Genomic DNA, 13,894 nt, shown 5'->3' with positions numbered 1-13,894 from the left:
GGCGCGAAAGCCTCGTCCAGACGATGCGTCAGATCGCCGGAGGACAGAGCCGTCAGACCCCGCCCCAGCCGCTCCACCGCAACCGCCTGCTCCGCGCGCGACCGCTCGCGCTCGGCATCGGCCGCTTCGGCGGCGGCAAGCTTGTCGCGGAAGGCGGAGAGGCTCCGCCCGAGAACCCCGAACTCGTCTCTCCGGCTTTCGACCTCGATCACCGTGGTGTAGCGTCCATTGGCCACGTCGTTCATCGCGCCAAGCGTGGTTGCAAGGGGCGCGGTACTGCTGCGCGCCAGAAAGTAGGACGTTGCCGCCAGAAACAGCAGGCCGACCGCCAGTGCCGCAAGCGCGGTATTGCGCTTGGCGGCGAGGTCGGCCTGGATATCCGAGACATAGGCACCGGAGCCGATCATCCAGCCCCAGGGTGCGAAGGCAGCAACATGGCCCATCTTCATTTCCGGGATGTCAGTGCCCGGCTTGTTGAACCAGTAATCGATCCGGCCGGCGCCGTCCCTCTTCGCGATCCGGTGCATTTCCTGGAAGAGCATCAGGCCCTTCACAACCCGGAACCCGGACTGATCCGCGCCGATCCAGTCCGGACGGAAGGGATGCGCCTGGAAGACCGGATCGTCGTCGAAGGCAACGAAATAACCGTCTCGCCCGAACCGACAGGTCGACAGGGTCTGGCGGCCCATGTCCCGCGCCGCTTCGAGCGACAGCGTGCCCTCGGCAACCTGGCGGTCGAGATCGGCCAGTTGGTTGATCGCTGCATCGGAAGGGGCACCGAGTTCGGCCTCGCGCATGTCATAGGCGATTTCGACTTCCCGCAGCATCAGGAAGCTCGCCAGCGCCAGGGACAGCAGCAGCGCCAGAACGACGATCGCATAGATCCGGATGGAACTACTGTGGAGCATCGGTGTTATGGTTCGTCCCTTTCGATGGCGGGCCGGATGATGGTCGGGGTGACCGGACCCCATGATGAAGTCCGGGAGTGCGGAGTCTGCGTCGTCGCCGTCGCGAGGCAAGCCGGGGTTCGGGACCGCGGCGCCGCAGCCCCGGGATCGCGGCGGCGGCCGATCTGCGCTGCGGCTGGCTGCTGTGGCATGCGTCCGACCTCCTGCTTGTTGACGCCCCACGCGGGCACGCATTCTCCCGACAAGGCCATGGCAGGGATTGCCATCTGGTTACCCGGGCCGAATCCCGGTCTGGAAACTGCGACAAAATCGATCAAAAGACGTCGATATGGCCGCCGGAATGGGGCGCCTCGCGGCGGGTCGGTCCGCCGAACAGGGTGCGCAGTTGGTCCAGACGCAGATCCTCGAGCACGCTGCCGGGAATGCAGGTATCGGCGGGCGTCGCGCGGGCCAGGCGCTCGGCCAGCGGACCCAGATCGTCGAGGATCTGGATCACCAGGTCGATAAGCTGCAATTCGCGCGCCCCGCCCACGGAGGGTGCGGGCGTCCCCGTGCGCGCGAGCACCGCACGTTCATAGCGACGCAACAGATCGACGGCATGGCCGAGCTCATGCCCCAGCCCTCCGAGCAGACGCGCCAGGTCGAGCGGCGCGGCCTCGCCGGGCAGGTCGATCCGGACCGGCGCGGTCACAACCGGCCTACCACGGCCTCGATGGCCTTCTTCATGGTGGCGGTGGTGAAGGGTTTCTTGACGAGGTTGTTCAGGCCCAGTTGCTGGCCTTTCTGGATCAGTTCGGGCGTCGGCGTGCCGGTCACCAGGATATAGCCGATGCGATGGGTCGACCGGTTGCGCCGCAACCCCTCGAGCAGTTGCAGCCCGTCCATGCCGGGCATGTTGTGATCGGCAAGGACAAGGTGGACCGGGTCGGCGACAAGCCGGTTCAGCGCGGATTTCCCGTTGTTTTCCGCGCTGATCTGGAAAATCCCGATCTCCTCCAGCGACTGGGTGACCAGGCCGCGGCTGACGGCCATATCGTCCACGACCATGACGCGAAGCGAATCCTTGAGCGACATCTTCAGTCCTTTCCTTCTGGTAACGATGGCCTCGGCGCGCCCTGGGCGCACTTGCGGTAGGCGGTGACCCCGGCGGTCTCGAGCAAGCCGGTGGCCGGGCCGGTCACCCGCTCGGAATGGCCGATGAAGAGCATGCCGCCCGCGGGCAGCTTCTCGGCGAAGCGCAGCCAGAGCGATTGCTGGGTAGCCTTGTCGAAATAGATCGCCATGTTGCGGCACATGATCGCGTCGAACAGGCCCGGCATCGGCCAGGGGCCGTTGATGTTCAGCTGCCGGAAGGTGATGAGCGGGCGCAGCTCGGGGCGGATCTGGCGCTGCGCCTTGTTGCGCTCGGCCGGGTCGAAGATGCGCGCCTCCCAGTCGCCGGGCGGCGTCTTGCAATCCTCGGCCGGATAGCGCCCCTCCTCGGCCCGCCGGAGCACGAACGGGTCGAGATCGGTGGCCAGGATCTTGATGTCGAGCCGGGCGGCCTCGGGGCAGAGCTTCAGGACACTGCCCGCCAGCGAATAGGGTTCCTGCCCGCTGGAACAGCCCGCCGACCACAGCCGCACCCGCCCGCGATTGCGCGCCCGCGCGATCAGCGGCGGCAGCACCTCGTCCTCGATCTGGGTGAAATGGTGATGCTCGCGATAGAAATGGGTGACATTCGTGGTGAGGGCCGAGATGAAGTGATCGCTCTCCTGCTCGAGATTGGCCTGAAGATAGGCGTGATAGGCGCTGAAATCCTCCAGGCCGAGGACGACGATCCGCTTGCCCAGCCTGGACTGGATCATGGCCTTCTTCGAGGGTTCCAGATGCAGCCCGTATTCCGTCTTCGCGAATCTGGCGATCCGGACGAAATCGCTTTCGACGAATGGGATGTCCGCGGAACGCCGGAAAGCGGAAGAGGCACGCTGCACGGTCATGCGACTTCCCGCAATGCGCTGGGCAGCAGCACCGAGGGCGATAGGATGCGCGACATGCCTTCCTCGATCGAGATCAGGCCGAGGATGCTGTTGGGCAGGTCGCCGTGTCCCATGGCGGGTGCCTCGCAGATCTGCTCGCCGCTGACGGTCAGGATTTCCGACACCGAGTCGACCAGCAGGCCCACGGTCTTGTCGCCCACGGCGACAACCATGATGACGTGACGGGGCGAGGCGTCGCATTTGCCCAACCCGAGCCGCGCGGCCAGGTCGACGATCGGGATCACCGCCCCGCGCAGGTTCATCACGCCCAGCACGGCGCTTTCCGCCTGCGGCAGCGCGGTCACCGGCGACCAGCGCCGGATCTCGCGGATCTGCGTGATCTCGATGCAATAGCTCTGGCCGCCCGCCTTCAGGGTCACGAACTCCAGAACGTCGTCCTCAGACCATTGCTGCGGTCTTGCCATGCTGCATCTCCTCTATCAGCGCCACGTCCCGGCCGAGATCTCCGGCAAGGGTTAGGATGGCATCTGTGTCGATGATCAGGGCGATACGGCCATCGCCCAGGATGGTGGCGGCCGAGATCCCCTCGATCACGCCGTAATTGCCCTCGAGGCTCTTGACCACGACCTGCCGCTGGTCGGAAATCTCGTCCACGGCAAGGGCGACATGGCCCGAGCGTTCCGAGCGGATCAGGATCAGGATATTCTCCGACGATATCTCGTCCCCGCAGGTGAAGCCGAGCAGGTTGCCCAGATGCACGATCGGCACATAGGTGCCGCGGATCGACAGCAGCCGACCCTCGCGGCCATAGGGCACGATATCCTGCGGGCGCGGGCGGATCGTTTCCAGCACGCTGGAGAGCGGCGCGACCAGCGTCTGGCCCGCGGCGTGGATCACCATCCCGTCCATCACCGCAAGCGTCAGCGGCAGCGAGATCGAGAACAGCGTGCCCTCGCCCGGGCGGCTGGAGATCGTCACCTTGCCGCCCAGCATGGTGATCGCGGTCTTGACCACGTCCATCCCCACGCCACGGCCCGACAGGTTGGTCACCTTCTCGGCGGTCGAGAACCCGGCCATGAACAGCAGGTTGTCGATCTCGGGCTCGCTGAGCTTGGCATCCGCCGGCACCAGGCCCTTGGACACCGCGATCTCGAGGATGCGCTTGCGGTTCAGCCCGGCACCGTCATCGGCGATCTCGATCAGCACATCGCCCGAACGATGCGCTGCCGAAAGCCGGATCGTGCCCATCACCGGCTTGCCCGCGGCGATCCGTTTCTCGGCGCTTTCGATGCCGTGATCGACGGCGTTGCGGATCATGTGGGTCAGCGGTTCGGCAAGACGCTCGACCAGGGTCTTGTCGATCTCCGTCCCCTCGCCTTCGGCAACCAGGACGACCTCCTTGCCCAGTTTGTCGGCGGCCTCGCGCACAATGCGCTGCATCCGCTGGAACAGGGGCTTGACCGGCTGGGCGCGGATCGCCATGACGCCTTCCTGCAACTCGCGGGCGAGATACTGGTAGTCGTCCAGATCGCTCATGATGTCGGAATTCGAGGCCAGCCCGGTCTCCTGCAGTTTCTGCGCGATCACCGCCTGGTTGATGATCAGTTCGCCCACCGTGTTGATCAGCCGATCCACCCGTTCGGGATCGACCCTGAGCGTGGTCTGCGGCACAGGTGACGCGGCCTTCGCGGCGCCCTTCGCCGGGTTGACCGGTTCGGCGGCCACCGGGGCGCGCGTTTCGGCGGACACCGGGGCGCGCGTTTCGGCGCCAAGCGCCAGCTCGATCGGCGCCGGTGGCGTCTCGCGCGGGGCGGCGGCGCGGAACTGCACCTGCGGCGGCGCGGTCTCTTCGGCCACGGACGGGGGCGAGAGGTCCGGCACGGGTTCGGCCCCGTCCGCGCCGGGATCGTCGACCGCCTCGATCTGGCAGAGATCCTCGAGGAACATGAAGACGTCGCGCACGGCATCCTCGGTCACCTGCCCGCGCAGCGTCAGGTCCCAGTTGAGATAGCACCGCTCCGGGTCGAACGCGTCCGCCTCGGGCAGCGCCGACAGGTCGCAGCGGGTCTCCAAATGGCCGAGCATGGCAAGTTCGGAGAACAGCAGGACCGGGTCATGGCCGTTGCGGAACAGATCGGAGGACGCGGTCAGCCGGATGCGGAAGCAGGTCTCGCCCGCCTGCGCGGGCGCCGTGTGCTCGTCCCCCTCCTCGCCGAGCGGGTCCAGAACGAGCGGCTGGAACCCGAAGAAGTCCATGTCCGCCGCGGCGTCCCCCGCGTCCTCCGCCGCCGTGCCCGACAGCTCGTTCAGTTTGTCGAGGATGGCGGGCATCGCTTCGGGGATCTCGGTGCTGTCGGCCTGGGCAAGTTCCACCAGGTCGGCCAGCATGTCGCTCGAGCGCAGGATCGTGTGCAGCGCATCGGTATCGGGCACCAGCTCGCCCGAGCGCACCCGGTCGAGCACCGTCTCGAAGCAATGGGCGAAGGTGACCAGGTTCTCCAGCCCGAAGGCCCCGGCCGCGCCCTTGATCGAATGCACCGCGCGGAAGATCGCGTTCACCGTGTCGTCGTCGGCACTGCCGGCGATCATGTTCTGCGAGCCTTCGGACAGCTGTTCCAGAAGGTCCTCGCACTCGGCGAAGAAAGTGGCCTTGAGATCATCGCGGGACATGGTCAGCGCACCCCCGTCACACGGCGGATCACGCTGATCAGGCCCTCGTCCTCGAACGGCTTGACGATCCAGCCCGTCGCCCCGGCATTGCGCGCGCGTTCCTTCAGCGCGGGGCCGCTTTCGGTGGTCAATACCAGGATCGGCACGCGCGCGTTCACACCGCCGCCGCGGATCGATTCGATCACGCCGAACCCGTCCATCTTGGGCATGTTGATGTCGGTGATGACCGCGTCGTACTGGTCCTGCTGGAACACGTCGACGCCATGCACGCCGTCATTCGCCGTGGTCACCGAGAAGCCGGCCGAGCTCAGCACCTCGCACACCATCTCTCGCATGGTCAGGGAATCGTCAATGGCAAGAATGTTGATCATTACTGCACTCCTTCGGTGCCGAGAATCGCCTCGCCCAGGCCAAGCAGCCGCAACCCCTCGACGAAGCGCTCGGAGGGCTCGACGATGTCGAAACTGCCGCCGCCGGCCTCGACATGGCGTCTGAGAAAGGCAAGAAGCTGGGCCGCGAGCGCGGTGGGTGCATCGGCCCCGTCGGCGTGCAGGGTCACGGCATGCGGCCCGCCCCCCAGCACCGCCTTCACGATCTTGCCGGGCGCGTCGGCCCGGGCGGGATCGCGGATATCGAGATCCAGGTGACGATCAGGCTCCATTCCGAATCCCCGTTTTCCTGTGTGTCAACCAATGTCTCTGTCTGTCTAAGCCCGCGAAGCCTAAGAACTGGTGAACATGTCCCGTCCGGCCCGCCCCCCCACAAAGGCACCCCGCGGAGCCCCTGCCTATCGCCGCCCGATGGGCCGGTTTTTGGGCGGCGGATGGACGTCTCGGTGGCACGGGCATGTCATCGCCGGCGCGGGGCCCAGCCTGTCGGGGGGCCAGGGGCCGTCGCCGGGAGGGGCGGCAAGCCGATTCGCACGGGTCATCCGGGCCGATCCGGGGAATGCGCCGCGCGGGAAAGGGCCAGAGGCCGAAACGGGCGGACCCGGGACGCGTCGGGGGGACAGCCGGTCCGGGGGGCATCATGGTCGAACCGCCCGCCGACGTGCCCCTGCGCCGCATGCGGGCGACCGGCGCCGCTAGGCCACCGAGGCGCGCAGCGGCACCGCCCCGTGAGCGGCCGCATTGAAGCGCGCCACCAGCGCGCGCAGCCGTTCGCCCTCGGCCCGGAGCGTGTCGCTCGCCGCCGTCGTCTCCTCGAACATTGCCGCGTTGTGCTGGGTCACCTGGTCGAGCTGGCCGACCGCGATGTTGATCTCGCCCAGGCCCACGGATTGCTCTGCGGCCAGCTTGGCGATCTCGCTGACCCGGTCGGTGACGCTCTCGACCGCCGCGACGATGGCATCCAGCGCCTCGCCGGTGCGCCCGACAAGGCCCACGCCCAGCTTGACCTTCTCGCCCGAGGACGAGATCAGCGCGCCGATCTCGTGGGCGGCCTCGGCGGTGCGCTGGGCAAGCGCCCGCACTTCCGAGGCGACGACGCCGAAACCGCTGCCCGCACCGCCCGCCCGCGCCGCCTCGACGCCCGCGTTCAGCGCCAGCAGGTTAGTCTGGAAGGCGATGTCGTCGATCACATGGACGATCCGCGCGATCTCTCCGGCCGAGGCGTCGATCTCGCCCATCGCGTGCACCGTCTCGCCCACGATCTGCGCGCCGGACTGGGCCTTGCCGATGGCATCCCGGCCGATCGCGTCGGTGCCGCGCGCGCCCTCGGCGGTGGCGCCGATCGAGGTGGTCAGATCCTGCAGCGCCGCCGCGGTCTCTTCCAGCGTGGCAGCCGCATTCTCGGTCCGCTGCGACAGCTCATGCGCCGAGCCGTTGATCGCGGCGACGCTGGCATTGATCGTCTGGGCCGAATCCGTGATGTCGGAGATCAGTTCCCCAAGGCTGGCAACCGTAGCGTTGTAGTCGCGGCGCAGCGCGTCGTGGCCTTCGCCCAGATCGGCGTCGATATGCGCCCCCATATCGCCCGCGGCCAGCCGCCTCAGCCCCTCGGCCAGGGTGTCCACCACCGCCTTCTGATGCGCCTGAGCGGCGTCGCGGTCGCGTTTCAGCGCATGTTCCTTGGCGATGCTTTCGCGGAAATGGACCAGCGCCTCGGCCATCTGCCCGATCTCGCCGCCGAGCTTGCAATCGGCCTGGAAATCGAGGTCGAGATCGCCCCCGGCCAGCCGCCGCATCTTGGCGATCATCCGCAAGAGCGCCTTCGAGATCTGCCCGCCGAACAGCACCGCAAGGCCCAACCCCGCCAGCAGCGCCACCGCCCCGGCCCCGAAGGCCAGCAGGCGCATCTGCCCCGCGATCGCCAGATAGGCGCTGCGCGGCACCATGACATGCACGAGCCCCGCGGTATTGCCCGCGAAATCGGCCACCGGAATGATCCGCGCGGCATAGCTCTGCCCGGCGATTTGCAGTTCGCGCGCGGCGTTCGCCTCGTCCTCGGCCGCCTCTGCCGCAGCGGGCGTCAGCAACGGGTCACCGGCGATGGTGGCCACCGCGCGCTGGACCGTGGCATCCGTGGCCGAAAAGCCCGCGATGCTGTCATCGGGCAGGATGTAGAATTCAAGCTGCGTGTCGCTGTTGCGCACCAGCCCCTGAAAGAACGCCGCATCCAGATCGAGCCCGATCTCGACCGTGCCGACATGCCGCCCCTGATGGGCCAGGGGGCTGATGCCGCGAATGCCCAGCCCGCCCCGGCCGCGTTCCAGACCGGCCATCGGCGCCTTGCGCGCATTGGCCTCGATCACCGTCTTGCGAAAAGCCGACAGGTCGTCGCCGAACCGGTCGGGCTGATGCACCCGGAACAGCGAGGTGGCAGGCGGTTCGTGGAACTGGAACTGCACGATGCCGTGCTCGGCGCGCATCTGCGCAAACCCCGGCACGAACAGCGCGGCCAGCCGGTCGCGGTCCTGCGCGGCGGCGGCTTCCTGCACCTCGGGGATCGCGGCGACAAGGGCGGCGGTGGTCAGCGCGCTGCCGATCCGGTCTTCGATCGCCGCCTGAAGGCGCAGCTCGAACTGGTCCAGCTCGCGCAGCGTGCCGCGGTCGATCAGGCCCTTCATGCCCCAGAGCATCGGCGCCAGCACCAGTCCGGCGGTCATCAGGACCGACACGGAAATCGCCAGGATAATTCTTGTTCTGAAGGACATGGAACGCTCCCCCTTGTCCGGGACCGGGCGCCGCGAAACATCGGCACGCGCGAGGAAGCATTCAGAACAGATGTTACTTCGGGCTTAAGCCGCCTGCCGGGGATCCTTCAGATTTTACCGATCCCGCGCTGCGGGGCGCCTCAGACGCCCAGATAGCGTTTCAGAACCTCGGGCCGGGCGCGCAGATCGGCGGCGTCCACCGTCTCGCGGCTTTGGCCATTCTCGACAAACACCACCCGGTCGGCGGCCGACAGGACCGCGTCAAGCCGTTGTTCCACCAGCAGGATCGCGACGCCCTCGGATTTCAGCCGGACCACGACCTGCCTTATCGCCTCGATCATCGAGGGTTGCAGCCCCTCGGTCGGCTCGTCCAGCAACAGCACCCGCGGCTCAAGGCACAGCGCGCGGGCGGTCGCCAGCATCTGCTGTTCGCCCCCGGACAGGGTTTCGGCGCGCTGGCCCATCCGGTCGGCCAGCCGCGGGAACAGATCCAGCACCCGGGTCAGCACATGGCGCGGGCTGTTCCGCGTCATCAGACCGATTTCCAGGTTCTGCGCGACCGTCAGCTCGGCAAACAGCCGCCGCCCCTGCGGGATATAGCCGATCCCGCGCCGGGGCACCTCATGGGCGGGCAACCGGCCGATATCCTCGCCCTCCAGCGCGATCCGGCCCGCGCTCAGCGGCAAGAGCCCCATGATCGCCTTCATCGTCGTGGTCTTGCCCGCGCCGTTGCGGCCCAGCAGGCAGGTGATCTCGCCCGCCCGCACGGCCAGCGACAGCCCGCGCAGCACCTGCACCGGGCCATAGCCCGCGTCGATGCCCGTCACCTCAAGCATCCGCGCCGGTCCCCAGATAGGCCGCCTGCACCGTGGCCGAGGCATGGATCTCGGCCGGGCTGCCCTCGGCCAGCACCTCGCCGAAATCCAGCACCGTGATCCGGTCGGCCAGCGCCATGACCACGCCCATGTTGTGCTCGATCAGCAGGATCGTGGTCTGTGCGGCCAGATCGCGGATCAGCCGCCTGAACGCCGCGATCTCGCCCTCGGCCAGCCCCTGCGTCGGCTCGTCCAGGATCAGCAGGCGCGGCGTCTGCGCCAGCCCCATCGCCAGTTCCACAAGCCGCTGGTGGCCATAGCTCAGATCGCCCGCCAGCGCGCCCGCATGGGCGCCAAGACCCACGCGCTCCAGCACCGCCGCCGTCTCGCGCGCCACCGCGGCCCGGTCGCCGCCCAGCCTGCGCCGCGCGGCCAGCGCCACGTTCTCGGCCACGTCGAGCCGCGCGAAGACCGAGGTGATCTGGAACGTGTAGGCCATGCCCAGCCGCACCCGCGCATGCGCCGGCAGCCGGGTGATGTCGCGCCCGTCAAACACGATGGCCCCCGATGTGGGCGCCACCCGCCCGATCAGCATCGAGACGAAGGTGGTCTTGCCCGCCCCGTTCGGCCCGATCAGCGCCCGGATCTCGCCCGGTTCCAGGTCGAAATCGACCTCATGCACCGCGCGCAGCCCGGCAAAGGATTTCGACAGCGCCCGCGTGGACAGCAGCGCGCTCATGGCAGCCACCGCAGCCAGCGCCGCCGCACCTCGCCCATCAGCCCCTGCGGCGCGAAAAGCGTCAGGAGCACCAGCGCCACGCCCGCGACCAGCATGTAGGCCGGCGTCAGCCCCGACGAGATGTCGATCAGGTAGAACATGAACAGCACGCCGAAGAACGGCCCGATCACCGTTCCCGCGCCGCCCAGCAGCACCCACAGAAGCGGGAAGATCGAGAAATGCACCTCGGCGAAACTGGCGCCGACATAGCCGAACATCAACCCGTAGGCCGCCCCCGCAGCGCCCGAGAACAGCCCCGACATCACCACCGCCGCCAGCTTGTGGCGGAAGATGTCATAGCCCAGCAACTCGGCCCGCTCGGGGTTCTCGCGGATCGCGACCAGCACCCGGCCAAAGGGCCGCCGCACCAGCCACAGCGTCGCGGACAGGCACAGCGCGAACAGCCCCAGCGCCAGCAGGAAACGGATATCCGGATCGGTCAGGTCCAGCCCGAAAAGCACCCGGTCCGCCCCGGCCAGCACCAGCCCCTCGTCGCCCCGCGTCCAGCGCGCGGCCAGCAGGATCGCGAGGTAGAACGCCTGCGAAAACATCAGCGTCACGATCATGAAGGCCACGCCCACCGTGCGCAGGGCGAGCAGGCCGACCACCAGCGCCAACCCCCCGGCCGCCGCGATCCCGGCCAGAAAGGCCAGTTCCGCCCCCAGCCCCAGATGGTAGAGCGCCATCCCCATCCCGTACATTCCGGCTGCAAAGAACATCGCATGGCCAAGACTCAGAAGCCCGGTATAGCCGAACAGCAGGTTGTAGCCGATCGCATAGCAGGCCAGCACCATGATCCGCGCCAGGTTACCATGGTGATAGACCGGCAGCAGGAAATGCAGCGCCGGCAACAGCGCGAGCAACCCGCCATGCAGCGCAAGGATCCGGGCAGTCATCGCTCAGGCTTTCCCATCAGCCCCTGCGGGCGGAACACCAGCACCAGGGCCACCAGAAGCGTCGCGACGATCTTGGCCAGCGTCGGCGAGAAGAAAACCGACAGGATGCCATCCGACAGCCCGATCAGCAGTGCCGCGATCAGCGTGCCGGACAGGCTGCCCAGGCCCCCGATGATCACCACGATGAAGGACAGCAGCAGCGCATCGCCCCCCATCAGGTAATGCGCCTGCTGGATCGGCACGATCAGCACGCCCGCCAGCGCCGCCAGCCCCGCCCCCAGCCCGAAGACCAGCGCATAGACCCGCTCCACCGGGATGCCGAAGGCCTGCGCTGTCTCGCGATCCAGTTGCGTGGCGCGCATCACCAGCCCGATCCGCGTGCGCGTCATCAGGACCCACAGCAAGGCCAGAACCACGACCGCCGCCCCGATCACGAACAGCTTGTAAGAGGTGATCGACAGCCCCCAGGGCCAGTAGAGCGACGGGCCGCCCGCGCCCCATTCGACCCAGGGCAGCGCGATGCGCTGGTTGAAGGGGGCCGCCACCGGCCGCGCATCCGGGCCATAGCCCATCAGCGTCACCTGCTGAACGATGTAGAGAATCCCGATGGTCGCGACGATGGTCCGCTCGGGGTCATAGCCCACCCGTTTCAGCACCGTGACATCGGCCGCTACCGCCAGCGCCGCCACGATCAGCGGCACCGCGACCAGTACCGCCACGAACCCCAGGGCGCCCCCGCCCGCCATGCCCGCGACGACAAAGGCCAGCACCGCGCCCAGCATGTAGAACTCGCCATGCGCGACATTGACCACCCGCATCACCCCGAAGACAAGGCTCAGCCCCGCGGCCATCAGCGCCAGCACCGCGGCCGTCACCGCGCCTTCCAGCGCGGCCAGCATCAGGTAGGGACCGAACTCCATGCGGTCGCGTTCTCCTGTCGGGGGGACGGGCGGCGCTCAGAACGGGCGCGCGGTGTAATCCACCTCGTCGGGATAGAAGGTCTCCTCCAGCGGCACGGTGCGCACCACGTCCAGACGCCCGTTTTCCAGCCTGGAGACATGCTGTTGGCCGAATACCTGGTGCGTCCGCCCGTTGAACAGCTTGGCGCCCTGCGGATGCTCGTTCGATTCCGCCATGTCGGTCATCGCCTCGACCGCCTCGACCAGTTTCTGGCGATCCTGCGGCCCGGCATAGCCCGCCGCGTCCATCCCGCGCTTGATGATGTAAAGCGTCTCCCAGCAGCCGAACATATGGGCATAGGTCGACACGTCGCGCGGATCGCTCGCCGAGGCGCCATTCTCGTCGATGCCGACTTCGGCGCGGAAATGGCGGTCGAACTCGGTCTGGTCGGGCTGGACGTAACGCGGCATCCCCTCCCAGAAATAGGTGCCTTCCAGGAAGTCGAGCCCGGGGCTGCGCAGGTCCACCGCCTCCAGGCTATCGATGAAGCCGAAGATCGCCGGGCGCGAGGGGCCGAAGAACTCGCCCATCTCCTTGACGAAGGTCAGCACCGCGGGGCCGACCATGACGTGATAGATCACCTCGGTCTCGCGCGGGATGCGGGGGAAATACCTGGTGAACGAGGTCTCGGTGGGCGGGATCGCCAGCTTGGCGATCACCTCGCCGCCCTGCGCCGCGATCGCCTCGGAGAAGAAGTCGCGATGGTCATGGCCGAAGGCGTAATCGGGAAAGATCATCGTGACCTTCCTGCCCAGCGTCTCGGCCACGAAGGGCGCCACGGCCAGAACCTGGCTTTTGACATCCGTGATGCCGGGCTGCAACGTCCAGCGGTTCAGCATTCCGCTGGCGACGTGATGACCCTCGGAGACCGCGAAATAGGGCAGCTTCAACTCGCCAGCCCGCGGGGCGGACCCGATCACCACATGGCTGAACAGCGTGCCGAAGGCCACGTCCACCCGATGCTGGTTGGCGAATTTCTCGACCACCTCGGCCCCGCGCCGCGGGTCGGTGCCGTCATCCTCGGTCACGATTTCCAGCGGCCGGCCATTGATGCCGCCCGCCGCGTTGATCACCCGCGCCGCGGCCTGCGTGGTGCGGTCATACCAGCGCCCATAGGCCGCCCCGATGCCGGTCGCATGCATCTGGAACCCCACGCGGATCGGCGCGGCGCTCTGGGCATGGGTGTAGCGCGCCCAGAGCGGCAGCGCGGCAGCGGCGGTCCCCGCCCCGGCCAGCGTCTTCAGCGCGGCGCGGCGGGCGGGATCGGCGGGCGTGGCGCCCGGTTTGGTCGGATCTGACATGGCTTCATCCCCCGGCAAGGAACGGCGTTGTGGCGCCTTGTGCGCCAGTCTGTCGGGCTGCGCGGGCTTTGTCCATGTCTGACGGTCCCGCGGCGCCGCAGAGCCCGCCGGAACAGGGGCCTGCCCGCCCTGCCCCGACAGAAGCGCGGCCCGGCGAATCGGTGACGCCCGGCGGCATGGAAATCAGGTTGCGCGCCTGCGGCGCATTGCATTGTCTCGCCAGCGGCTTGCGCCGCTTGCTCGGATCTGCCTCCGGCGGGGATATTTGGGGCCAGAAGAAGGACGCAGGCCCGCCTATTGGGGCCGACAGTCGCAGCCGGTCGGCAGGCCCTTCTCGTCAAGCTCGGGCGAGCAGCATTGCTGCCCTTCCTGTGTCGTGCAGCAATAGAACTCGCGCCCGGCCACGCCTTGCCCGGGCCAGGGGCAGGACGCG

14 protein-coding genes are annotated in these 13,894 nt (G+C 68.0%); all 14 read right to left on the bottom strand.

Translation table 11 applies throughout. From position 1 onward, the window contains the following. Positions 1–1,142 (bottom strand): cache domain-containing protein (locus ENN83_RS15775; RefSeq protein WP_287188678.1); only part of this gene is annotated, 1,142 nt, incomplete at its 3' end. Between the two features lie 79 nt (positions 1,143–1,221). Further along, on the bottom strand, positions 1,222–1,599 hold the full coding sequence (locus tag ENN83_RS15770; RefSeq protein WP_287188676.1) for a hypothetical protein: 378 nt from the start codon (positions 1,597–1,599) through the stop codon (positions 1,222–1,224). Beyond that, positions 1,596–1,982 (bottom strand): response regulator, encoded by a 387-nt coding sequence (locus ENN83_RS15765; protein ID WP_253089365.1) that lies wholly within the window; start codon positions 1,980–1,982, stop codon positions 1,596–1,598. The genes ENN83_RS15770 and ENN83_RS15765 overlap by 4 nt, the downstream gene beginning before the upstream one ends. Before the next feature lie 2 nt (positions 1,983–1,984). Next, positions 1,985–2,887, bottom strand: coding sequence for a CheR family methyltransferase (locus ENN83_RS15760; protein ID WP_287188673.1), 903 nt, complete (start codon positions 2,885–2,887; stop codon positions 1,985–1,987). Continuing rightward, positions 2,884–3,351, bottom strand: coding sequence for a chemotaxis protein CheW (locus ENN83_RS15755; RefSeq protein ID WP_287188671.1), 468 nt, complete (start codon positions 3,349–3,351; stop codon positions 2,884–2,886). Before ENN83_RS15755 ends, ENN83_RS15760 begins: the two co-directional genes overlap by 4 nt. Beyond that, entirely contained in the window at positions 3,326–5,557 is a 2,232-nt protein-coding gene (locus ENN83_RS15750; protein WP_287188669.1) for a chemotaxis protein CheA, read from the bottom strand. The genes ENN83_RS15755 and ENN83_RS15750 overlap by 26 nt, the downstream gene beginning before the upstream one ends. Positions 5,558–5,559: 2 nt before the next feature. Then, positions 5,560–5,928, bottom strand: a complete 369-nt coding sequence (locus tag ENN83_RS15745; RefSeq protein WP_287188667.1) for a response regulator — start codon at positions 5,926–5,928, stop codon at positions 5,560–5,562. After that, entirely contained in the window at positions 5,928–6,218 is a 291-nt protein-coding gene (locus ENN83_RS15740) for a hypothetical protein (protein ID WP_287188665.1), read from the bottom strand. The genes ENN83_RS15745 and ENN83_RS15740 overlap by 1 nt, the downstream gene beginning before the upstream one ends. Before the next feature lie 423 nt (positions 6,219–6,641). Continuing rightward, a complete protein-coding gene (locus ENN83_RS15735) occupies positions 6,642–8,711 on the bottom strand; it encodes a methyl-accepting chemotaxis protein (RefSeq protein WP_287188663.1) in 2,070 nt (689 codons plus the stop codon). A 140-nt stretch (positions 8,712–8,851) separates the two neighbouring features. Next, complete coding sequence (locus ENN83_RS15730) at positions 8,852–9,547, bottom strand: ABC transporter ATP-binding protein (RefSeq protein ID WP_287188662.1); 696 nt, start codon at positions 9,545–9,547, stop codon at positions 8,852–8,854. Then, on the bottom strand, positions 9,540–10,265 hold the full coding sequence (locus tag ENN83_RS15725; protein WP_287188660.1) for an ABC transporter ATP-binding protein: 726 nt from the start codon (positions 10,263–10,265) through the stop codon (positions 9,540–9,542). Before ENN83_RS15725 ends, ENN83_RS15730 begins: the two co-directional genes overlap by 8 nt. After that, positions 10,262–11,200 carry a branched-chain amino acid ABC transporter permease gene (locus ENN83_RS15720; RefSeq protein ID WP_287188658.1) on the bottom strand — a complete coding sequence of 313 codons (939 nt, stop codon included), beginning with the start codon at positions 11,198–11,200 and terminating at the stop codon, positions 10,262–10,264. Before ENN83_RS15720 ends, ENN83_RS15725 begins: the two co-directional genes overlap by 4 nt. After that, on the bottom strand, positions 11,197–12,120 hold the full coding sequence (locus tag ENN83_RS15715; RefSeq protein WP_287188656.1) for a branched-chain amino acid ABC transporter permease: 924 nt from the start codon (positions 12,118–12,120) through the stop codon (positions 11,197–11,199). The genes ENN83_RS15720 and ENN83_RS15715 overlap by 4 nt, the downstream gene beginning before the upstream one ends. Positions 12,121–12,156: 36 nt before the next feature. Further along, positions 12,157–13,461 (bottom strand): ABC transporter substrate-binding protein, encoded by a 1,305-nt coding sequence (locus tag ENN83_RS15710; RefSeq protein ID WP_287188654.1) that lies wholly within the window; start codon positions 13,459–13,461, stop codon positions 12,157–12,159. Between the last annotated feature and the right edge of the window lie 433 nt (positions 13,462–13,894).

The sequence above is a fragment of the Rhodovulum sp. genome, from assembly GCF_011048875.1.
Taxonomy (GTDB): Bacteria; Pseudomonadota; Alphaproteobacteria; order Rhodobacterales; family Rhodobacteraceae; genus Rhodovulum; species Rhodovulum tesquicola.
The sequence above is the reverse complement of the archived record's forward strand: the minus strand, read 5'-3'. Positions and strand labels throughout refer to the sequence as shown.

Bases quoted from the DNA above. Each gene is read 5' to 3' on its own strand.
- ENN83_RS15745 (WP_287188667.1), bottom strand. From the start codon at position 5,928: ATGATCAACATTCTTGCCATTGACGATTCCCTGACCATGCGAGAGATG.
- ENN83_RS15730 (WP_287188662.1), bottom strand. From the start codon at position 9,547: ATGCTTGAGGTGACGGGCATCGACGCGGGCTATGGCCCGGTGCAGGTG.
- ENN83_RS15765 (WP_253089365.1), bottom strand. From the start codon at position 1,982: ATGTCGCTCAAGGATTCGCTTCGCGTCATGGTCGTGGACGATATGGCC.
- ENN83_RS15720 (WP_287188658.1), bottom strand. From the start codon at position 11,200: ATGACTGCCCGGATCCTTGCGCTGCATGGCGGGTTGCTCGCGCTGTTG.
- ENN83_RS15755 (WP_287188671.1), bottom strand. From the start codon at position 3,351: ATGGCAAGACCGCAGCAATGGTCTGAGGACGACGTTCTGGAGTTCGTG.
- ENN83_RS15760 (WP_287188673.1), bottom strand. From the start codon at position 2,887: ATGACCGTGCAGCGTGCCTCTTCCGCTTTCCGGCGTTCCGCGGACATC.
- ENN83_RS15725 (WP_287188660.1), bottom strand. From the start codon at position 10,265: ATGAGCGCGCTGCTGTCCACGCGGGCGCTGTCGAAATCCTTTGCCGGG.
- ENN83_RS15740 (WP_287188665.1), bottom strand. From the start codon at position 6,218: ATGGAGCCTGATCGTCACCTGGATCTCGATATCCGCGATCCCGCCCGG.
- ENN83_RS15735 (WP_287188663.1), bottom strand. From the start codon at position 8,711: ATGTCCTTCAGAACAAGAATTATCCTGGCGATTTCCGTGTCGGTCCTG.
- ENN83_RS15750 (WP_287188669.1), bottom strand. From the start codon at position 5,557: ATGTCCCGCGATGATCTCAAGGCCACTTTCTTCGCCGAGTGCGAGGAC.
- ENN83_RS15715 (WP_287188656.1), bottom strand. From the start codon at position 12,120: ATGGAGTTCGGTCCCTACCTGATGCTGGCCGCGCTGGAAGGCGCGGTG.
- ENN83_RS15710 (WP_287188654.1), bottom strand. From the start codon at position 13,461: ATGTCAGATCCGACCAAACCGGGCGCCACGCCCGCCGATCCCGCCCGC.